Raw genomic sequence first — 20,811 nt, forward strand, 5'->3', positions numbered from 1 at the left:
TGTAAACGATTCCACTAATTTATCCCATGTCACACTTTTTGGCTCTCTGTTATGCTATGGTTAATACATACCATAAGCGTAATGGAGCCAAATATGCGAGTTCTGGTAACGGGTGGTAGCGGTTACATCGGAAGTCATACCTGTGTGCAACTGCTGCAAAACGATCATGATGTGGTCATTCTCGATAACCTCTGCAACAGTAAGCGCAGCGTGCTGCCGGTGATTGAGCGTCTGGGCGGCAAAGCCGCGACGTTTATCGACGGCGATATTCGCGATGAAGCCCTGCTGCGCGAGATCTTCCACGATTATGCGATAGACACGGTTATCCACTTTGCCGGTCTGAAGGCGGTCGGTGAATCCGTCGCCAAACCGCTTGAGTATTACGACAACAACGTGAACGGTACGCTGCGCCTTATCTCCGCTATGCGCGCCGCTGGCGTCACCAATTTTATCTTCAGTTCTTCTGCCACCGTTTATGGCGACCAGCCGAAAATCCCTTATGTGGAAAGCTTCCCGACCGGCACCCCGCAAAGCCCGTATGGCAAAAGTAAGCTGATGGTCGAGCAGATTCTGACCGACCTGCAAAAAGCCTGCCCGGAGTGGAGCATCGCGCTGCTGCGTTATTTCAACCCGGTTGGCGCACATCCGTCAGGCGATATGGGCGAAGACCCGCAGGGCATCCCGAATAACCTGATGCCGTATATCGCCCAGGTGGCGGTAGGCCGTCGCGAATCGCTGGCGGTGTTTGGCAATGACTACCCGACGAAAGACGGCACCGGCGTGCGCGACTATATCCACGTGATGGATCTCGCCGACGGTCACGTGGCCGCCATGCAGCAGCTGGCCGGCAAACCGGGCGTGCATATTTACAACCTCGGCGCGGGCGTTGGCAGCAGCGTGCTGGATGTGGTTAACGCCTTTAGCCAGGCCTGTGGCAAACCGATTAACTATCACTTTGCGCCGCGCCGAGACGGCGACCTGCCCGCGTACTGGGCAGACGCCACCAAAGCTGACCAGGAGCTTAACTGGCGCGTGACGCGTTCATTACAGGAGATGGCGGACGACACCTGGCGCTGGCAGTCCCGTCATCCCCAAGGTTATCCCGATTAAAGGAAGTCAGATGGAACAGTTTAACCCCGTGGATCATCCGCACCGTCGTTATAACCCGCTGACCGGCCAATGGATTCTGGTCTCGCCGCATCGCGCCAAACGCCCCTGGCAGGGGGCGCAGGAAACGCCGGCGAAACAGACGCTGCCGCAGCACGATCCCGATTGTTTTCTCTGCCCCGGCAACACCCGCGTCACCGGGGACAAAAACCCGCAATACACCGGCACTTACGTTTTTACTAACGATTTCGCCGCGCTAATGACCGACACGCCGGATGCGCCGGAAAGCGCCGATCCGCTGATGCGTGTTGAAAGCGCGCGCGGCACCAGCCGCGTTATCTGTTTTTCGCCGGATCACAGCAAAACGCTGCCGGAGCTGACGCTGCCCGCGCTCGAAGAAGTAGTGAAAACCTGGCAGACGCAGACCGCCGAGCTGGGGCAGACCTACCCGTGGGTGCAGGTGTTTGAGAACAAAGGCGCGGCGATGGGCTGCTCCAACCCGCACCCGCACGGCCAGATCTGGGCGAACAGCTTCCTGCCGAATGAAGCCGCGCGTGAAGACAGCCTTCAGCGTGCGTATTTCGAACAGCAGGGCTCGCCGATGCTTGTGGATTACGCGCAGCGCGAGCTGGCCGACGGCAGCCGCACGGTGGTGGAAACCGAACACTGGCTGGCGGTTGTACCGTACTGGGCGGCCTGGCCGTTTGAAACGCTGCTGCTGCCGAAGACGCATATTCTGCGCATGACCGACCTGACGGACGCGCAGCGTAGCGATCTGGCCCTGGCGCTGAAAAAGCTTACCAGCCGCTACGACAATCTGTTCCAGACCTCCTTCCCCTACTCAATGGGCTGGCACGGCGCGCCCTTTAACGGCGAAGAGAACACACACTGGCAGTTGCATGCCCATTTCTACCCGCCGCTGCTGCGCAGCGCCACGGTACGCAAGTTCATGGTGGGATATGAAATGCTGGCGGAAACTCAGCGTGATTTAACCGCCGAGCAGGCGGCAGAGCGCCTGCGCGCCGTCAGCGACGTCCATTTTCGCGAATCCGGAGAATAACAATGAGCCTGAAAGAGAAGACACAATCCCTGTTTGCCGAAAAATTCGGCTACCCTGCCACCACCCATATTCAGGCGCCGGGCCGCGTTAACCTTATCGGCGAGCACACCGATTACAATGACGGTTTCGTACTGCCGTGCGCGATTGATTATCAGACGGTTATCAGCTGCGCGAAACGTGACGACCGCCGCGTACGCGTCATCGCTGCCGATTACGAAAACGAGACCGACGAGTTTTCACTGGATGAGCCTATCCTGGCGCACGACAGCCAGCAGTGGTCGAACTATGTGCGCGGCGTGGTAAAACACCTGCAACAGCGTGATGCCAGCTTCGGCGGCGCCGACCTCGTTATCAGCGGCAACGTGCCGCAGGGCGCGGGTTTAAGCTCATCTGCGTCGCTGGAAGTCGCGGTCGGCACCGTGTTCCGCCATCTTTATCATCTCTCGCTCGACGGCGCCCAGATAGCCCTGAACGGCCAGGAGGCGGAAAACCAGTTTGTCGGCTGCAACTGCGGCATTATGGATCAGCTGATTTCCGCACTCGGCAAGAAGGATCATGCGCTGCTGATCGACTGCCGCAGCCTCGGCACCAAAGCTGTGCCGATGCCGCAGGGCGTCGCGGTGGTGATTATCAACAGTAACTTTAAACGCACGCTGGTCGGCAGCGAGTACAACACACGCCGCGAGCAGTGCGAAACCGGCGCGCGTTTCTTCACGCAAAAAGCGCTGCGCGATGTGAGCCTCGATCAGTTTAATACCGTCGCTCATGAGCTCGATCCGACCGTGGCTAAACGCGTGCGTCATGTACTGACCGAAAACGCCCGTACCGTGGAAGCGGCTGACGCGCTGGCGAAAGGCGATCTGACGCGCATGGGCGAACTGATGGCGCAATCCCACGCCTCAATGTGCGACGACTTTGAAATTACCGTTCCGCAGATCGATACTCTGGTGGAGATTGTTAAATCGGTTATCGGTGATAAAGGCGGCGTGCGCATGACGGGTGGCGGCTTCGGCGGCTGCGTCGTGGCGCTGGTGCCGGAGGCTATCGTGCCGGAAGTGCAGGCCGCCGTCGAAGCGCAGTACGAAGCGCGCACCGGTATTAAAGAAACGTTTTACGTGTGCAAACCTTCAGAAGGAGCAGGTCTGTGCTAAAAGAGACGCCGCAACTGGCCCCGGATGGGCTACCGTATCGCATCTCCACCCTGCGTAATGCCGCGGGGATGGTGGTGACCGTAATGGACTGGGGCGCGACGCTGCTGTCGGCCCGTGTCCCGATGAAAGACGCCAGCGTGCGTGAGACGCTGCTGGGCTGTCCGAGCCCGGAAGTGTGGCTTGAACAAACCGCTTTCCTCGGCGCGTCGGTGGGCCGTTACGCTAACCGTATCGCGCAGTCGCGCTTTACGCTGGACGGCGAAACCTGGTCCCTTACGCCGAGCCAGGGCGAAAACCAGCTGCACGGCGGCCCGGAAGGGTTCGACAAACGCCGCTGGCGCATCGTGCGTCAGAACGAGCAGGAAGTGCTTTATACGCTGGATTCCCAGGACGGCGATCAGGGCTATCCCGGCGAGCTGCGCGCCACCGCGCATTTCCGCCTGACGGACGATAACCGCATCAGCATTGAATATCGCGCCCGCGTGGATAAGCCCTGCCCGGTTAACCTGACTAACCATGCCTATTTCAACCTGGATGGCGAGCAGAACGATGTGCGCGCGCATCGCCTGCAGCTTTTCGCAGAGCGCTATCTGCCGGTCGATGAACAGGGTATTCCGCGCGAAGGGCTGGCAGACGTAGCCGGTACGGGATTTGATTTCCGCGAAGCGAAAACCATCGCGCAGGATTTCCTCAAAGACGACGGTCAGCAGCGGGTGAAAGGCTACGATCACGCCTGGCTGCTGGACGCCAGAGGCGATCTGACCAAGCCAGCGGCGCATGTCTGGTCGAGCGATGACAAGCTGAAAATGACGGTTTATACCACCGCGCCCGCGCTGCAGTTCTATTCCGGCAATTATCTGGAAGGGACGCCCGCGCGCGAACAGGGAACCTACAGCGCCTGGCAGGGACTGGCGCTGGAAAGCGAATTCCTGCCTGACAGCCCTAACCACCCGGAATGGCCGCAGCCGGACTGCATTCTGCGCCCCGGTCAGGAATACCTGAGCGTCACGCAGTATCACTTTATTCCTCAGTAATCGTTCAGCCCTCTTTTCAAAGAGGGCTTTTTTTCGCCATTTCGCTGTAATTCCCGCCAGTTACTGACAAAAAAATCACGGCCAGTTCACATGCGCCTTACACTGCACCGCTATTTTCGCTATGTTAAAGGTTTAGCGTTGCCGCTGGCGTCAACACGGCAATATAATGATAACTGTTATCATTCAATCAGGCTTATGAAGGAGTAATACTATGGCTGTTACTAAGCTGGTTCTGGTTCGTCACGGTGAAAGCCAGTGGAACAACGAAAACCGCTTTACCGGTTGGTACGACGTTGACCTGTCCGAAAAAGGCGTCAGCGAAGCGAAAGCCGCAGGCAAGCTGCTGAAAGACGAAGGCTATAGCTTTGACTTTGCTTATACCTCCGTGCTGAAACGTGCCATCCACACGCTGTGGAACATCCTGGACGGGCTGGATCAGGCCTGGCTGCCGGTTGAAAAATCCTGGAAACTGAACGAGCGTCACTACGGCGCCCTGCAGGGCCTCAACAAAGCCGAAACCGCTGAAAAATATGGCGACGAGCAGGTTAAACAGTGGCGCCGCGGCTTCGCGGTAACCCCGCCGGCGCTGACCAAAGATGACGAGCGTTTTCCGGGCCACGATCCGCGTTACGCGAAGCTGAGCGAGCAGGAGCTGCCGCTGACCGAAAGCCTGGCGCTGACCATCGATCGCGTTATCCCTTACTGGAACGAAACCATTCTGCCGCGCCTGAAAAGCGGCGAGCGCGTCATTATCGCCGCACACGGCAACTCTCTGCGCGCCCTGGTGAAATACCTGGATAACATGAGCGAAGAAGAGATCCTTGAGCTGAACATTCCGACCGGCGTACCGCTGGTGTATGAATTCGACGAGAATTTCAAACCGATTAAACATTACTATCTGGGTAATGCTGACGAAATCGCAGCGAAAGCCGCGGCCGTCGCAAACCAGGGTAAAGCGAAGTAATTCGTAACCGTGGTGTGGAAAAGGCGTGGTGAGAACCACGCCTTTTTTATTAGGTGATGCCTGACGAGATGGCCTATGGTGCCGGGCGGCGGGTGCGCTGCGCTTACCCGCTCAGCAATCATCGTTACATCATCAGCAGGGTGGGTAAGCAAAGCGCCCCCACCCTTCATACAGGGGAAATTACCCGCGGCGCGCTTTTACAGCTTCGGCGAGCTGACGCAGGATGGCGTCGGTATCTTCCCAACCGATGCAGGCGTCGGTGACGCTTTTGCCATACACCAGCGGTTCACCGCTCTCAAGGCTCTGATTACCTTCCACCAGATGGCTTTCGATCATCACGCCCATAATGGCCTGTTCGCCGCCGGCGATTTGGCCGCACACGTCCGCGCCCACTTCCATCTGCTTTTTAAACTGCTTGCTGGAGTTGGCATGGCTGAAATCGATCATCACCTGCGGCTTAAGCCCGGCCTTCTCAAGCCCGGCTTTCACCTCGGCGACATGCGCCGCGCTGTAGTTCGGCTCTTTACCGCCGCGCAGAATAATATGGCAGTCGCTGTTGCCGCTGGTGTTGACGATAGCCGAGTGGCCCCATTTGGTTACCGACAGGAAACAGTGCGGCGCGCTGGCGGCGTTAATGGCGTCAATAGCCACTTTAATGGTGCCGTCTGTCCCGTTTTTAAAACCAACCGGACACGAAAGCCCGGAGGCGAGCTCGCGGTGCACCTGAGATTCTGTCGTGCGCGCGCCGATGGCGCCCCAGCTCATTAAGTCCGCCATATATTGCGGCGTGATCATATCCAGAAACTCGCCTGCCGCCGGGAGGCCGGTGTCGTTGATATCCAGCAGCAGCTTGCGCGCGATACGCAGGCCCTCGTTAATCTGGAAGCTGTTATCCATATGGGGATCGTTGATGAGCCCTTTCCAGCCCACCGTGGTGCGCGGTTTTTCAAAATAGACGCGCATAACAATTTCCAGCTCGTTTTTAAGCGCTTTACGCAGCGGCAGCAGACGCGATGCATACTCTTTCGCTGCGATCGGGTCGTGAATGGAGCACGGGCCGATGACCACCAGCAGACGATCGTCATCGCCATGCAGGATCTGATGAATCGCCTGACGGGCCGCAGATACGGTTTCAGCGGCTTTTTCAGTAGCGGGAAATTTTTCCAGGAGTGCGACAGGCGGGAGTAATTCGTTAATGCCTTCGATACGTAAATCGTCGTTCTGATAAGTCATGATGGTTCCAGGAGGCCCTACAGTTTTATTGTAATGCAATCCCCTCAATCTATCTTGTCGCATCAGTAGTGTAAACACGCATTTACAGTTCGCACGGAAAATTCCTGGAAGTTAACTTAAAAACGCCAGAAAGTAGCGTAAAGAGAGATCCAGTCTACACTTTTTAATTGTTAGCACTCTGTTTTATACATTTTACAGAATCACCTACTGCCTGTCGGCGATGGTGTGGTTTTTTCGACCGCAACACACACGCTGAGCAACTTTTTCGCAGTGCACTGTTGGAAGAAGTTATCCAGCAATAACGACCAGAACAGGAGCATGACTATGAAACTGAATAAACTGACTTCACTCTTTCTGACCGCCACTCTGACTCTGGCCAGCGGCGCGGCGCTTGCCGCCGACTCCGGCTCTTCAACGGGCGGTAGCGATACGGGCTCTGCGAACGCGGCCGCCAATGCAGGCCAGGTTGCGCCAGACGCTAAACAGAATGTCGCCCCGAACGGCGTTGATAACAGCAATATCAATACCTCTGGCACCAATTCCGCGAACAGCGGCGTGAATACCGGCACCGGCACCTCCGCCGGCACCACGTCCGGCACGGCTAACAGCACCGGTACCAGCACGGGCGCTACCGGCAGCGCAGGAGCCGCAGGCAGCAGCAATAGCACCGTACAATGTACTGGCGACGCCTGCCCGAGCACCTCAGGCAGCACCTCCCAGTAACCGCATTTAATGCGTTGATTAAAAAGGAGAGCTTCGGCTCTCCTTTATTTTTGCTATTGTGGTAGCGCGCGCTTGCCGCGCCAGTGACTGAATCGATAACCACAACAATTTATTCTGAGCGACGCACGCTATGGCCCATTCGCATTCTCATACACACGACTCCCACAACCCTTCCCAACACTCCAACAGCCAGCGCCTGCTGATCGCCTTTCTGGTGACCGCCGCCTTTATGGCGCTGGAGATCGTCGGCGGCCTGCTCTCCGGCTCGCTGGCGTTGCTGGCCGATGCGGGCCATATGTTTACCGATACTGCCGCGCTGCTGGTCGCGCTGATGGCGGTGCGTTTTGCGCGCCGCGCGCCTGATACGCGGCATACCTTCGGGCTGTTACGTTTAACTACCCTTGCCGCTTTCGTAAACGCGCTGGCGCTGCTGGTTATCACGGGAATTATCGTCTGGGAGGCGATTGCGCGCTTTATCACGCCTCAGCCAGTGGCGGGCGGCGCGATGCTCGGCATCGCTGTGGCGGGTCTGGTGGCGAATCTGCTGTCGTTCTGGATTTTGCATCGCGGCAGCGACGAGAAAAACATGAACGTGCGCGCAGCGGCGTTGCATGTGCTGGGCGATCTGCTAGGCTCGGTCGGCGCGATTGTGGCCGCGCTGGTCATACTCTGGACCGGCTGGACGCCCATTGACCCGATCCTCTCCATTCTGGTGTCGTGTCTGGTGTTGCGCAGCGCCTGGCGGCTGCTGAAGGAAAGCATGAATGAGCTGCTGGAAGGGGCGCCGCGCGCCGTGGATGTAGACCAGCTGCGTCGTCGGCTGTTGCGCGAAATCCCGGAAGCGCGGGATGTGCATCATGTGCATCTCTGGCTGGTCGGGGAAAAACCGGTGATGACGCTGCATGTCCAGGTGATCCCGCCACACAATCACGATGCGCTGCTGGCCAGCATTCACGACTATCTGAAACAGCATTATCAGATAGCGCATGCGACGGTACAGCTGGAGTATCAGTCATGCAGCGGTAAAGACTGCTCTCTGAATGCCGGGGACGAGACGCCGCACGCCCACGGCCATTCTCATTAGTGCGACAGCGCGTGCGAGCCTCGTTCGCGCGCGGCTTTGATCCACATCCGGCTACCATTAAGCGCAATAAACGTCAGGATGAGGTATTCCAGCGACATGGCGTAAACGCCCTGACGCGCGAAAATCACCACGCTGATGACGTTAATAATGACCCACAGCAGCCAGTTTTCGACATATTTGCGCGTCATCAGGATCATCGCCACTACCGACAGCACCGTCATACAAGAGTCCCAGAACGGGAAAGCGTCCGGCTGCAGCTGCGGTGCCGTGACGTTAAGCCCGGCGGCCTGCATCACCTCTACCGCAACGCGGGTTAAGAATGCGAAGACCGGGTCGATCCAGACGGTCATCAGCCCAATCGCGACCACGCAGACCGCCAGCCAGCCGAACGCTTTTGAGCGCGGTAGCCAGCGGATGTGTAGCGCAGCCTGATTATCGCCGCTCTGACGCGACCAGGCGTACCAGCCGTAGATATTGGCGGCAAAGAAAAAGACCTGTAACAGCAGGCTGGCATAGAGCTGGATCTGAAAGAAGATGATGGCAAACAGCGTGACGTTAATTAAGCCGAACGCATAGTTAACGATTTTCTCAAGACTCGCGAGCCAGATACACAGCAGCCCCGCCAGCGTTCCGACGGCTTCAATCCATGAAAGCGAGTAGCCGCCCTCGCCGAGCGGAATATGCACCAGAATGTTTTGTACGCTGAAAAAATCCATATTATCCCCGAAGCGTAAAGTCCTTACGCATTGCCTTTAACAGAAAGACGAAGTGTAGCCGCAAAATCCAGCATGCGGTTAAGCGGCTTTAACGCACGCTCTCGCAGCCCCGCGTCGACATGAATCTCATGCGCCGCACCACCATGCTCCAGCGCCTCTACGATAGCCTGAAGACCGTTCATCGCCATCCACGGGCAGTGCGCGCAGGTGCGGCACGTCGCGCCTTCCCCCGCCGTGGGCGCCTCGAGCAGCGTTTTTTCCGGGCACGCCTGCTGCATTTTGTAAAAGATACCGCGATCCGTCGCCACAATCAGCGTCTGCTGCGGCAGCGTTCTGGCGGCGTTAATCAACTGACTGGTCGAGCCGACCGCATCGGCCATATCGACAACCGCCTGCGGCGACTCTGGATGCACGAGCACGGCGGCGTCCGGATAGAGCGCTTTCATGCGCGCGAGCGCCTGCGTTTTAAACTCGTCATGCACGATACAGGCGCCCTGCCAGCAGAGTACGTCTGCGCCGGTCTGCTTTTGCACGTAGCGGCCGAGATGCCGATCGGGGGCCCAGATGATTTTCTCGCCAAGGCTGTCGAGATGTTCAATCAGCTCGACGGCGATACTGGATGTCACTACCCAGTCTGCGCGCGCTTTGACCGCTGCCGAGGTGTTGGCATATACCACCACGGTGCGATCCGGGTGGCTGTCACAGAACGCCGCGAACTCCTCTTCCGGGCAACCGAGATCCAGCGAGCACTCCGCCTGTAGCGTCGGCATCAGAATGGTTTTCTCGGGGCTAAGAATTTTGGCGGTTTCGCCCATAAAGCGCACGCCCGCGACCAGCAACGTGGTGGCTTCGTGATTTGCGCCAAAGCGCGCCATTTCGAGCGAGTCGGAAATACAGCCGCCGGTCTCTTCCGCCAGCGCCTGAATTTCAGGGTCGGTATAATAGTGAGCAACCAGCACCGCATTACGCGCCTTAAGCAGACGCTTAATTTTTTCGCGGTAAACGGCTTTTTCGTCGGCGGTCAGCGTAGCCGGCTTGGGGGGGAAGGGATAAATCGCGGCTTCGGGATCGAACATTACACTCATTTGCGCCATCTCGTTTTTTTCACTGAACTAAAGCCGCTATACCGAGCCAATGATAGCCACCTGGCAGCTTCATTTGTTTTATATGCTAAACAAGATAGCGGATCGGAAAGGAAAAGTCACAGGAAAACATCAGGGATAAAAGCGCAGGAAAGCAGTGGAGAAGACGCAGACCGCTATTACAGACAGAGACGCGGCGTAGGCACAAGGCTCACCATCGCACAGACAGCAAAAAGGCACCGCCAGCGCCCTTCAACGCAGGTGGGCCGTGCAGAATCCCCCTTCGGGCCGTCGCCGTCAACGGCTCCGGTGTCTCGCCATCAATGGCTCGACTCGTACATGCCGCAGGTTAGACGGCTCATCCTGAGACTCGCCCTGCGGGCAACGTTTCACGTTGTTCAATTGCTCCCGGCAATTTTGTGAATCTTTCTGGCGTCCAGATAGCAAAAAGGCGCCTTTAGGGCGCCTTTTTACACTGGTGGGTCGTGCAGGATGACTTCGCCCTTCGGGCCATTGCCGCAAGCGGCAATGTTGCCTCGCTAAAGCTCGGCTCGAACCTGCGGCAGGTTCGAATCATTGGCAACTGCGCATAGCAAAAAGGCGCCTTTAGGGCGCCTTTTTACACTGGTGGGTCGTGCAGGATTCGAACCTGCGACCAATTGATTAAAAGTCAACTGCTCTACCAACTGAGCTAACGACCCCTTGCGGGTTACTGCACTTGCTCAATACTTCTTTCAGTTAGTGGGTTGCGCAGGATGACTCGGCTTTGCCTCGCCCTTCGGGCCGTTGCGACGCAACGTTATCCTTCACACCGACTGTTAACACCCACCTTAATCGTGGTGGGTCGTGCAGGATTCGAACCTGCGACCAATTGATTAAAAGTCAACTGCTCTACCAACTGAGCTAACGACCCATTCGGGTGTTATCTGAAAGATCTACTTCTGAGTACCAACGCCAGCGTTTCCGCTAAAACGATTGGTGGGTCGTGCAGGATGACTCGGCTTCGCCTCGCCCTTCGGGCCGTTGCTGCGCAACGTTATCCTTCACGGTATCGCCAGTGTTTCCACTAAAGCGATTGGTGGGTCGTGCAGGATTCGAACCTGCGACCAATTGATTAAAAGTCAACTGCTCTACCAACTGAGCTAACGACCCGAGTGGTGGGTGATGACGGGATCGAACCGCCGACCCCCTCCTTGTAAGGGAGGTGCTCTCCCAGCTGAGCTAATCACCCGATACTGCGCTGGACTACTGCTTGTGGTGCGTCGTGGAGGGAGAAACTTAACGATGCTTACGCGGCGTTGCCTTCACGATATCGCTCATTTAAACCACCTGAGCGAGTGGTGGGTCGTGCAGGATTCGAACCTGCGACCAATTGATTAAAAGTCAACTGCTCTACCAACTGAGCTAACGACCCACTTTTTTGCCACCGCGGGTTTGTTTCGTATCCCGTGGCAACGGCGGCATATATTACTGATTTAAGATTCTGACGCAACAAAAATTTCGAGGCAGATCACTTAACTGCTTATGTTTCATGCGGCCAGACCAGAAATAATACGGCATCTGGTCAAGCCACATGCATTACATCGCGTTCAGGCGTTTTTGCGCCTGCTTTGCGCCGTCGGTGCCGGGGTATTTGGAGATAACCTGCTGATAAACGGCCTTCGCTTTCGCGGTGTCGCCTTTATCCTGCATGATTACGCCCACCTTAAACATCGCATCTGCCGCTTTCGGTGATTTGGGATAGTTCTTTACCACCGAGGCAAAGTAATACGCCGCGTCATCTTTCTTACCTTTGTTGTAATTCAGTTGCCCGAGCCAGTAATGGGCGTTCGGCTGGTAAGTAGAATCCGGGTATTGCTTAATAAAATTAGTAAACGCAGTGATGGCTTCATCCTGACGGGATTTATCCTGCACCAGCGCGATAGCTGCGTTGTAATCGGTATTGGCATCCCCACTTTGCGCCGGCGCGCTGGCAGCAGGTGCGGAAGCGCCTGAGTCCGGAGCGGCGGTTGCCGCGCCGGTTTGCGCCTGCGAGCCATCCTGCGCCGCTGCCGCTCCGCTATTGCCATTACTCAGACTGTCCATCTGCAGAAGGATCTGCTTTTGACGTTCAACAATCTGGTTAAGCTGATACTGATTCTCCTGAATCTGACCTCGCAGGGTATCAATATCGGACTGGTTATCGGAGAGCTGCTGCTGAAGTTGGGTTAAAAGCTGACTATGAGCGTTAGAAATACGCTCGAGTTGAACGACACGGTCTTCGACCGAGCCTGAGCCGACATCACTGATTGGCGCCTGGGCATTAGCGGCCCAGGGGGCCGCTACGCCAACCAGTAACGACAGACTCAACAGGTGATGTCTGAAGTTACTGATCATGCAATTCTCTTAGTAAACCAGTACGGCGCGACGGTTTTTGGCATATGCCGCTTCGTCGTGGCCCAGTACTGCAGGTTTTTCTTTACCGTAAGAAACGATGGAGATCTGGTCAGCAGAAACGCCTTTACCCTGCAGGTACATCTTAACGGCGTTAGCACGACGCTCACCCAGGGAGATGTTGTACTCCGGCGTGCCGCGCTCATCCGCGTGACCTTCAACGGTCACTTTGTAAGACGGGTTGCTACGCAGGAAGTTAGCGTGAGCGTCCAGCATCGCAGCGAAGTCAGAACGGATGTCGTACTTGTCCAGATCGAAGTAAACGATGTTGTTCTGCTGCAGCTGCTGCATCTGCAGACGCGCCTGCTCTTCAGAAGACATGTTGCCGCCGTTGCCGTTCATACCAGTGCCGGCACCCAGCATGCCTTCGCCGCTCTGGTCATTGCTGGCGTTCTTGTTAGAAGAACACGCCGCGATTGCCATAACAGGCAGAGCGATCATCAGCCCTTTCAGCACTTTGTTCAGTTGCATTTCTTTGATTCCTTTAGTAATCAATTAATTATTATTACAGATACGGCGACCAGGCAGGCGATTTCACCTGTCCATCAGTTGCCGGAAGACGCGCTTTGAAACGCCCATCTGTAGAAACCAGGTTCAGCACGGATCCCATCCCCTGAGAAGAGCTGTAGATAACCATAGTGCCGTTAGGTGCCAGACTTGGCGTTTCATCCAGGAACGTTGACGACAGCGTCTGTACGCCACCCGTTACCAGATCCAGTTTAGCGATATTCTGAGCGCCGCCATTGGAGCTCACCATCACCATAAATTTACCATCAGAGCTCACGTCAGCGTCCTGGTTCTGAGACCCTTCCCAGGTTACGCGCTGCGGCGCGCCGCCGTTGACGTTGACTTTATACACCTGCGGACGCCCCGCCTGGTCAGAGGTATAGGCCAGCGTCTGGCTGTCCGGATACCAGGTCGGTTCGGTGTTGTTGCTGCGACCGTCAGTCACCTGACGGATCTGGCCGGAGCCGATATCCATCACGTACAGGTTCAGGCTGCCTGTTTTGGAGAGTGCGAAGGCCAGTTTGCTACCGTCCGGCGAGAATGCCGGCGCGCCATTGTGACGCGGGAAGGAAGCAACCTGACGCACAGCGCCGTTAGAGAGCGTCTGGATAACCAGCGCAGAACGACCGCTTTCAAACGTGACGTAAGCGAGTTTGCTGCCATCTGGCGACCAGGCCGGAGACATCAGCGGCTGCGGCGAGCGGTGAACCACAAACTGATTGTAACCGTCGTAGTCAGAAACGCGCAGCTCATACGGGAACTGACCACCATTGGTCTGTACCACATAAGCGATACGGGTGCGGAACGCGCCTTTGATGCCGGTCAGCTTCTCAAACACTTCGTCGCTTGCCGTATGGCCCGCGTAACGCAGCCACTGCTTATTCACTTTGTAAGAGTTTTGCGCCAGCACAGTGCCCGGCGCGCCGCCGGTATCCACCAGCTGGTATGCCACGGTATAGCTGCCGTCGCCGTTCGGCGTCACCTGCCCTACCACCACGGCGTCAATACCGAGCGCAGACCATGCCGCTGGCTGCACTTCCTGCGCGGAAGCGGGCTGCTGCGGCATACGTGAGCGATCGAGCGGGTTGAATTTACCGCTGTTGCGCAGATCCGCCGCCACAATGCCGCCGATATCTTCAGGCGCGGCACCCGGCCCGGCCCACTGGAACGGCACCACACCAATCGGACGCGCCGAGTCAACCCCCTGGGTTATCTCGATGCGTACTTCTGCGTGCAGCACGGCTGCCCACAGCATCAGAAAACTAAATGCTAAACGTAATGCCTGCTTCATCATATCTCCCTTATCTGGACTCAAAGCCCGCGATAATTTAGCAGAATGTTAACAAACTCAAAGATAGACAACCACATTGCACGCCGGCTTAAACCGGACAGTGAAGCCCGGTTTTGTTACCGGAAATCACTGCGGTTTGAAAAGCAATGGCGCGTTTTTAAAGACTTCATAAACAGCCTGGCTTGGCGGTTTAGGAATCTTAGCCTGTCGGGCGGCGGAAATAGCTGCCTGGCAAAGCGCAGGATCGCCGCCTTCCGACTGGATATCCAGCAGTAAGCCGTCCGGTGCCAGTTTAATACGCAGCGTACAGGTTTTACCTGAATACGACGACGCATCGTAGAACTTGCTCTCAATGGCAGCCTTTATCTGCGAGGCATAGCCGTTGATTTCAGCGCCGCTGGCACCGTTGTTCTTACTATTACCGCTACCCGCCGGTGCTGCATTACTGCCTTTTGCCCCACCGCCGGTTTTCGGCGCATTCTTACCTGAACTGAGATCGCCAAGCAGATCGTCGACACCTTCCGCGGCAGCAGCCTTCTCAGCAGCCGCTTTCGCGGCGGCCGCCTTTTTGGCTGCCGCTTTTTCGGCAGCGGCTTTCTTATCGGCGGCGGCCTTCTCGGCTGCCGCTTTCTCAGCCGCGGCTTTTGCAGCGGCCGCTTTCTTCTCGGCTGCCGCTTTTTCCGCAGCCGCCGCTTTTTCAGCGGCAGCTTTTTCAGCTGCGGCTTTCTTCGCTGCCTCAGCGGCTGCCTTTTTCTCGGCGTCCTGCTGGGCTTTCTTCGCAGCGTCAGCAGCAGCTTTCTTCTCCGCTTCTTCCTGCGCTTTCTTCGCCGCAGCGGCCGCTTTCGCTGCCTCTTCCTGCGCTTTTTTCTGCGCGTCCGCAGCGGCTTTCTTCGCGGCTTCTTCCGCCGCTTTCGCCTGCGCATCGGCTTTCGCTTTAGCATCCGCCGCCGCTTTGGCTGCCGCCTCTTCAGCCTGTTTTTGTTGTTCCTGAGCGCGCTTCGCCGCTTCTTCAGCCTGTTTCTGCTGTTCGGCCTGCTGCTGCGCTTTCTCCTGTGCTTCCAGACGCTCCTGCTCAAGCTTTTTCAGGCGTTCCTGTTCGGCGGCCTGTTTCTCGCGCAGTTCTTCCGCCTGCTGCTGCGCCTGTTTTTCACGCTGCTCGGCGGCTTGTTTGGCGCTAGCCTGTTGCTGCTGCTGACGATTATATTGCTGCACTACCGCGCCGGGATCGACCATCACGGCGTCAATAGCAGAACCGCCGCCGCCGCCCGCAGCGTCTTCATTGATATGCTCGTCGAACGAGCTCCAGATCAGCAGCGCAATCAGCAACAGGTGCAGCACTACTGAAATGATAATCGCGCGTTTCAGCTTATCGTTTTGTTCGGTTGCCTTTGCCACTCTCGGTTTCCAAAACTTGTAGCCCTGTCAGGCGGGTGGATCAGATAGGCTGCGTCATTAAGCCGACAGATTTCACGCCTGCCTGATGCAACAGGTTCAGCGCTTTGATTATCTCGTCGTAAGGAACGTCTTTGGCGCCACCGATTAAAAAGACCGTTTTCGGGTTTTCCTGCAGGCGACGCTGCGCCTCAGCCACCACCTGCTCAGAAGGCAACTGGTCCATGCGGTCTTTCTCAACCACCACGCTGTACTGGCCCACGCCAGAGACTTCAATTATCACCGGCGGGTTGTCGTTGCTGCTGACGGTTTGGGAATCCGTGGCGTCCGGCAAATCCACTTCCACGCTCTGGGTGATGATGGGCGCCGTCGCCATAAAAATCAGCAACAGCACCAGCAGCACGTCCAGCAGCGGAACGATGTTGATTTCAGATTTCAGATCACGACGACCACGTCCACGTGTTCTGGCCATGACTTACCCCTTGTTGCTTTCGCTGGTGCTGGTGCTGAAAGCCTGACGATGCAGGATAGCCGTGAACTCTTCCATAAAGTTGTCGTAATTCAGCTCCAGCTTGTTCACACGCTGGTTCAGGCGGTTATAAGCCATAACCGCCGGGATCGCCGCGAACAGACCGATCGCGGTCGCGATCAACGCTTCGGCGATACCCGGCGCGACCATCTGCAATGTGGCCTGTTTCACCGCGCCGAGCGCGATAAAGGCATGCATGATCCCCCACACGGTGCCGAAAAGACCGATATACGGGCTGATAGAGCCGACGGTGCCGAGGAAAGGAATATGGTTTTCAAGGGTTTCGAGTTCGCGATTCATCGAAATGCGCATCGCGCGCGACGCCCCTTCGACGATCGCTTCCGGCGCATGGCTGTTGGCGCGATGCAAACGGGCGAACTCTTTAAAACCGGCATAGAAGATCTGCTCGGAGCCGGAGAGGTTTTCACGACGGCCCTGGCTCTCCTGATACAGGCGAGAAAGCTCAATGCCCGACCAGAATTTATCTTCGAAGGCTTCGGCTTCACGCGAAGCGGCATTAAGAATGCGCGTTCGCTGAATGATAATGGCCCAGGACGCGATTGAAAAACCAATCAAAATCAACATGATAAGTTTAACCAGAAGACTTGCCTTCAGGAACAAATCAAGGATATTCATGTCAGTCACTGCTTGAACTCCGCGACAATAGACTTGGGAAGCGCACGAGGCTTCATTAAGAGTGGATCAACGCAGACAATCAGCACCTCGGCTTCGTTGAGAAGCTGGTTTTCCGCGTTAACAATCCGTTGCCTGAACACCATAGAGGTGCCACGCAGCGTTGTAATTTCGGTCTGGACTTCGAGCATATCGTCGAGTCGGGCAGGCGCAAGATACTCAAGCGACATCTTGCGAACCACAAAGGCTACTCGCTCCGCCAGTAAATCCTGCTGATTAAAGTGGTGGTGGCGCAGCATCTCTGTGCGTGCTCTTTCATAAAAGGCGACGTAACTGGCGTGATAAACCACACCACCGGCGTCGGTGTCTTCGTAATAGACACGAACCGGCCATCGAAACAGCGTTGTGCTCACTCTACATCCCGGTAATGCAAATAAACGCTGCTACTATACGCAAGTGAATGTGGGTTTGGAATGGGAAGAAGTAAACGGAGAGTAAATATTTATGGGCTCCGAAAAGCCCACAGAAAAGCCGGTGAAACCTTGTTCAGGCAAAGAAAAATAGCAGCCCGGCCAGCATCACCAGATCCGCAATCAGCGGACAGAAGATGCCCTGCCAGTGTACCGCGCGAGGGCGAAAACCCACACCGTGGATAACCCCGGCGCAGACGGCCCACATCAGGAACAGCCCCTGCCAGATCTCAAGGCCGCTGGTCTTCGCCGCAAAGCGCGACGGGTCCCAGAACATGCAGCCCGCCAGCACTAGCGCCATGATTAAAGAAAGAGCCCGTAGCGGGCTCTTATCCATGAGCGCGTAAAGCGCGGTAATGATGCGTTTCATCACGACTCGACGTTACCGGCTTTGGTCGCTTCAACGTGCTCCAGCGCCAGCGCGGTAATGATCCCGAAAGCACAGGCAAGAAGCGTTCCGAGAATCCAGGCGAAATACCACATAGTAAGCTCCTTATCAGTACAGAGAATGCGTGTTGCTTTCGATATGTTCTTTGGTGATACGGCCAAACATTTTCCAGTAGCACCAGGTGGTGTAGAGCAAAATAATCGGCACAAACACCGCCGCGACATAGGTCATGACGGTCAGCGTCAGCTGGCTGGACGTCGCATCCCACATCGTCAGGCTGGCGTTCAGCATGGTGCTGGACGGCATGATGAACGGGAACATCGCAATACCGGCAGTCAGAATAACGCATGCCAGCGTCAGTGAAGAGAACACAAACGCCCAGGCGCCTTTCTCCAGACGCGACGCCAGTACCGTCAGCAGCGGCAGCACCACGCCCAGGGCAGGAATCGCCCACAGCGCCGGCATGTTATTAAAGTTAGCAAACCAGGCGCCCGCCTGACGAACCACTTCTTTATTCATCGGGTTAGATGCCGCACGCGGATCGATGGCGGAGGTCACCACATAGCCGTCGATGCCATACATGACCCATACGCCTGCCAGCACGAAGCAGACCATCATCACCAGCGCGGAAATCTGCGCGGTGGTACGGGAACGCAGGTGCAGCTCGCCAGTAGTACGCATTTGCAGGTAGGTCGCGCCCTGGGTCAGGATCATCGCTACGCTTACCACGCCTGCCAGCAGACCAAACGGGTTCAGCAGCTGGAAGAAGTTGCCGGTGTAGAACATGCCCTGGTATTTATCGAAGTGGAACGGCACGCCCTGCAGCAGGTTGCCGAACGCCACGCCGATCACCAGCGGCGGCACGAAGCTGCCCGCGAAAACGCCCCAGTCCCACATGTTGCGCCAGCGCATATCTTCAATCTTGGAGCGATAGTCAAAACCCACCGGACGGAAGAACAGCGACGCCAACACCAGAATCATCGCCACGTAGAAGCCGGAGAACGCTGCGGCATAGACCAGCGGCCAGGCCGCGAACAGCGCGCCGCCCGCGGTGATAAGCCATACCTGGTTGCCGTCCCAGTGCGGCGCGATGGAGTTAATCATCACGCGGCGCTCGGTGTCGGTACGCCCCAGGATGCGGGTCAGCATGCCGACCCCCATATCAAAGCCATCGGTGACAGCAAAACCTATCAGCAAAATGCCAACCAGCAGCCACCAGACTAAACGCAGTACTTCATAATCGATCATTTTACATCTCCTCGCTTAGCGTGCCGGCTGAGAAGCCACGGTGGACTGCTCGAAGTGATAGCGACCGGTTTTCAGGCTGCTCGGCCCCAGGCGGGCGAATTTGAACATCAGGAACAGTTCCGCTACCAGGAAGAGCGTGTACAGGCCGCAGATCAGCACCATAGAGAAGAGGATGTCGCCCGCAGACAAGTTAGAGTGCGCTACCGCGGTCGGCAGTACTTCACCGATAGCCCACGGCTGACGGCCGTACTCCGCCACAAACCAGCCCGATTCCACCGCAATCCACGGCAGCGGAATACCGTAGAACGCCGCGCGCAGCAGCCATTTTTTATCGCCGATGCGGTTGCGAATTACTGACCAGAACGACGCGCCGATAATCAGCAGCATCAGAATGCCGCACAGCACCATGATGCGGAACGAGAAGTACAGCGGTGCCACGCTCGGGATAGAATCCTGCGTCGCTTTCTGGATCTGCGCTTCGGTCGCATCAGCGACGTTATCGGTATAGCGTTTGAGCAGCAGGCCGTAACCGAGATCTTTCTTCACGCTGTTAAATTCATCGCGTACCGCCTGATCGGTTGAGCCGGAACGCAGCTGCTCAAGCAGCGCATACGCTTTCATCCCGTTACGGATGCGCGCTTCATGCTGCACCAGCAGATCTTTCAGACCGATGACCGGGGTATCCACAGAACGGGTCGCAATAATGCCGAGTGCGTAAGGGATCTGGATAGCGAAGCGGTTTTCCTGCGTCTCTTGATCCGGGATACCGAATAGCGTAAACGCGGCAGGCGCCGGCTGGGTTTCCCACTCGGCTTCAATCGCGGCCAGTTTGGTTTTCTGTACGTCGCCCATTTCGTAACCAGATTCATCACCCAGCACGATAACGGAAAGCACCGCCGCCATGCCGAAGCTCGCCGCGATAGCGAAAGAGCGTTTGGCGAAGGCGAAATCGCGGCCTTTAAGCATGTACCACGCGCTGATGCCCAGAATGAACATCGCGCCGGTGCAGTAGCCTGCCGCCACGGTGTGAACGAATTTCACCTGCGCTACCGGGTTCAGCACCAGCTCGGAGAAGCTCACCATCTCCATGCGCATGGTTTCGAAGTTGAAATCGGACGCGATCGGGTTTTGCATCCAGCCGTTCGCCACGAGGATCCACAATGCGGAGAGGTTAGAGCCGAGCGCCACCAGCCAGGTCACGGCCATATGCTGTACTTTGCTAAGACGATCCCAACCAAAGAAGAACAGGCCGACAAAGGTCGATTCCAGGAAGAACGCCATCAGGCCTTCGATGGCCAGCGGGGCACCGAAGATATCGCCTACATAGTGGGAATAATAAGACCAGTTAGTCCCGAACTGGAACTCCATGGTCAAGCCGGTCGCCACGCCCAGTGCGAAGTTGATACCAAACAACTTGCCCCAGAACTTGGTCATATCTTTATAGATTTGTTTACCAGAGAGGACGTAGACCGTTTCCATAATGGCCAGCAGGAACGCCATACCGAGCGTCAGCGGCACAAAAAGGAAGTGGTACATCGCGGTCAAGGCAAACTGTAAGCGCGACAGTTCGACTATATCTAACATCTTGACTCCTTGCTCCTCGCATGAAGACTTCGAGCGTGGCGTTTTTTAAAAGCGCCACAACGCATGCCCCAATACCAATGACATTTGCTTCCGTTAGCCGTCGCTTATATCACTGCGTGTATTTGTGAAAAAGTAAAGGCGAAAGGTTACAAATAAGTTAAAAGAAATCCAAATTGATTCGG

General features: G+C 56.5%; 21 protein-coding genes, 5 tRNA genes and 1 other RNA gene. 7 read left to right on the top strand and 20 right to left on the bottom strand.

Annotation, left to right across the window (positions count from 1 at the left end; genetic code table 11):
* Positions 1–93 precede the first annotated feature (93 nt).
* The 5 genes from galE (at position 94) to gpmA (ending at position 5,316) form a co-directional block, all read left to right on the top strand.
* A complete protein-coding gene (gene galE / locus BJP61_RS15120; RefSeq protein ID WP_038864053.1) occupies positions 94–1,110 on the top strand; it encodes a UDP-glucose 4-epimerase GalE in 1,017 nt (338 codons plus the stop codon).
* Between the two features lie 10 nt (positions 1,111–1,120).
* The gene (galT, locus tag BJP61_RS15125) at positions 1,121–2,167 is read left to right on the top strand and encodes a galactose-1-phosphate uridylyltransferase (protein WP_038864054.1); all 1,047 of its coding nucleotides are present in this window, start codon (positions 1,121–1,123) and stop codon (positions 2,165–2,167) included.
* Positions 2,168–2,169: 2 nt separating this feature from the next.
* On the top strand, positions 2,170–3,318 hold the full coding sequence (galK, locus tag BJP61_RS15130) for a galactokinase (protein ID WP_171998638.1): 1,149 nt from the start codon (positions 2,170–2,172) through the stop codon (positions 3,316–3,318).
* Positions 3,312–4,352 carry a galactose-1-epimerase gene (gene galM / locus BJP61_RS15135; protein WP_075192244.1) on the top strand — a complete coding sequence of 347 codons (1,041 nt, stop codon included), beginning with the start codon at positions 3,312–3,314 and terminating at the stop codon, positions 4,350–4,352. The genes galK and galM overlap by 7 nt, the downstream gene beginning before the upstream one ends.
* Positions 4,353–4,563: 211 nt before the next feature.
* Positions 4,564–5,316, top strand: coding sequence for a 2,3-diphosphoglycerate-dependent phosphoglycerate mutase (gpmA, locus tag BJP61_RS15140; protein ID WP_007706899.1), 753 nt, complete (start codon positions 4,564–4,566; stop codon positions 5,314–5,316).
* Between the two features lie 180 nt (positions 5,317–5,496).
* On the opposite strand, the gene aroG is transcribed toward gpmA, so the two are convergent.
* On the bottom strand, positions 5,497–6,549 hold the full coding sequence (aroG, locus tag BJP61_RS15145; RefSeq protein ID WP_075192243.1) for a 3-deoxy-7-phosphoheptulonate synthase AroG: 1,053 nt from the start codon (positions 6,547–6,549) through the stop codon (positions 5,497–5,499).
* 324 nt (positions 6,550–6,873) lie between these two features.
* Between aroG and BJP61_RS15150 the strand changes: the two genes are divergently transcribed.
* Positions 6,874–7,272: a protein YbgS gene (locus BJP61_RS15150; protein WP_038864058.1), complete on the top strand. Its 399-nt coding sequence runs from the start codon at positions 6,874–6,876 to the stop codon at positions 7,270–7,272.
* Positions 7,273–7,402: 130 nt separating this feature from the next.
* Positions 7,403–8,356, top strand: a complete 954-nt coding sequence (zitB, locus tag BJP61_RS15155; RefSeq protein ID WP_171998639.1) for a CDF family zinc transporter ZitB — start codon at positions 7,403–7,405, stop codon at positions 8,354–8,356.
* Here the strand turns inward: zitB and pnuC are convergent.
* The 19 genes from pnuC to cydA all read right to left on the bottom strand — a co-directional run bounded on the left by pnuC (position 8,353) and on the right by cydA (position 20,629).
* On the bottom strand, positions 8,353–9,072 hold the full coding sequence (pnuC, locus tag BJP61_RS15160; RefSeq protein WP_038864062.1) for a nicotinamide riboside transporter PnuC: 720 nt from the start codon (positions 9,070–9,072) through the stop codon (positions 8,353–8,355). The genes zitB and pnuC overlap by 4 nt on opposite strands.
* Before the next feature lie 23 nt (positions 9,073–9,095).
* Positions 9,096–10,157 carry a quinolinate synthase NadA gene (gene nadA / locus BJP61_RS15165; protein WP_171998640.1) on the bottom strand — a complete coding sequence of 354 codons (1,062 nt, stop codon included), beginning with the start codon at positions 10,155–10,157 and terminating at the stop codon, positions 9,096–9,098.
* A 473-nt stretch (positions 10,158–10,630) separates the two neighbouring features.
* A non-coding RNA gene (locus tag BJP61_RS15170) (RtT sRNA) lies at positions 10,631–10,757 on the bottom strand.
* A 22-nt stretch (positions 10,758–10,779) separates the two neighbouring features.
* Positions 10,780–10,855, bottom strand: a tRNA-Lys gene (locus BJP61_RS15175).
* A gap of 136 nt (positions 10,856–10,991) precedes the next feature.
* A tRNA-Lys gene (locus tag BJP61_RS15180) sits at positions 10,992–11,067 on the bottom strand.
* Positions 11,068–11,230: 163 nt separating this feature from the next.
* Positions 11,231–11,306, bottom strand: a tRNA-Lys gene (locus tag BJP61_RS15185).
* A 3-nt stretch (positions 11,307–11,309) separates the two neighbouring features.
* A tRNA-Val gene (locus tag BJP61_RS15190) sits at positions 11,310–11,385 on the bottom strand.
* Between the two features lie 107 nt (positions 11,386–11,492).
* Positions 11,493–11,568, bottom strand: a tRNA-Lys gene (locus BJP61_RS15195).
* Between the two features lie 164 nt (positions 11,569–11,732).
* Entirely contained in the window at positions 11,733–12,530 is a 798-nt protein-coding gene (cpoB, locus tag BJP61_RS15200) for a cell division protein CpoB (RefSeq protein ID WP_161581858.1), read from the bottom strand.
* Between the two features lie 9 nt (positions 12,531–12,539).
* A complete protein-coding gene (pal, locus tag BJP61_RS15205; protein WP_004386751.1) occupies positions 12,540–13,058 on the bottom strand; it encodes a peptidoglycan-associated lipoprotein Pal in 519 nt (172 codons plus the stop codon).
* Between the two features lie 34 nt (positions 13,059–13,092).
* A complete protein-coding gene (tolB, locus tag BJP61_RS15210) occupies positions 13,093–14,385 on the bottom strand; it encodes a Tol-Pal system beta propeller repeat protein TolB (protein ID WP_171999347.1) in 1,293 nt (430 codons plus the stop codon).
* Positions 14,386–14,511: 126 nt separating this feature from the next.
* Positions 14,512–15,780, bottom strand: coding sequence for a cell envelope integrity protein TolA (gene tolA, locus BJP61_RS15215; RefSeq protein WP_038864069.1), 1,269 nt, complete (start codon positions 15,778–15,780; stop codon positions 14,512–14,514).
* Between the two features lie 40 nt (positions 15,781–15,820).
* Positions 15,821–16,249: a colicin uptake protein TolR gene (tolR, locus tag BJP61_RS15220; protein ID WP_038864070.1), complete on the bottom strand. Its 429-nt coding sequence runs from the start codon at positions 16,247–16,249 to the stop codon at positions 15,821–15,823.
* A gap of 3 nt (positions 16,250–16,252) precedes the next feature.
* The gene (gene tolQ / locus BJP61_RS15225; RefSeq protein ID WP_007756414.1) at positions 16,253–16,951 is read right to left on the bottom strand and encodes a Tol-Pal system protein TolQ; all 699 of its coding nucleotides are present in this window, start codon (positions 16,949–16,951) and stop codon (positions 16,253–16,255) included.
* Complete coding sequence (ybgC, locus tag BJP61_RS15230; protein ID WP_038864074.1) at positions 16,948–17,352, bottom strand: tol-pal system-associated acyl-CoA thioesterase; 405 nt, start codon at positions 17,350–17,352, stop codon at positions 16,948–16,950. Before ybgC ends, tolQ begins: the two co-directional genes overlap by 4 nt.
* A gap of 133 nt (positions 17,353–17,485) precedes the next feature.
* Positions 17,486–17,779, bottom strand: a complete 294-nt coding sequence (gene ybgE / locus BJP61_RS15235) for a cyd operon protein YbgE (RefSeq protein ID WP_161581860.1) — start codon at positions 17,777–17,779, stop codon at positions 17,486–17,488.
* Positions 17,779–17,892, bottom strand: a complete 114-nt coding sequence (gene cydX, locus BJP61_RS15240) for a cytochrome bd-I oxidase subunit CydX (protein ID WP_071603716.1) — start codon at positions 17,890–17,892, stop codon at positions 17,779–17,781. Before cydX ends, ybgE begins: the two co-directional genes overlap by 1 nt.
* A 13-nt stretch (positions 17,893–17,905) precedes the next feature.
* Complete coding sequence (cydB, locus tag BJP61_RS15245) at positions 17,906–19,045, bottom strand: cytochrome d ubiquinol oxidase subunit II (RefSeq protein WP_007848415.1); 1,140 nt, start codon at positions 19,043–19,045, stop codon at positions 17,906–17,908.
* 15 nt (positions 19,046–19,060) lie between these two features.
* Complete coding sequence (gene cydA / locus BJP61_RS15250) at positions 19,061–20,629, bottom strand: cytochrome ubiquinol oxidase subunit I (RefSeq protein WP_038864078.1); 1,569 nt, start codon at positions 20,627–20,629, stop codon at positions 19,061–19,063.
* Positions 20,630–20,811: the final 182 nt, after the last annotated feature.

Source organism: Cronobacter sp. JZ38, assembly GCF_008932145.1.
Taxonomy (GTDB): Bacteria; Pseudomonadota; Gammaproteobacteria; order Enterobacterales; family Enterobacteriaceae; genus Cronobacter; species Cronobacter muytjensii.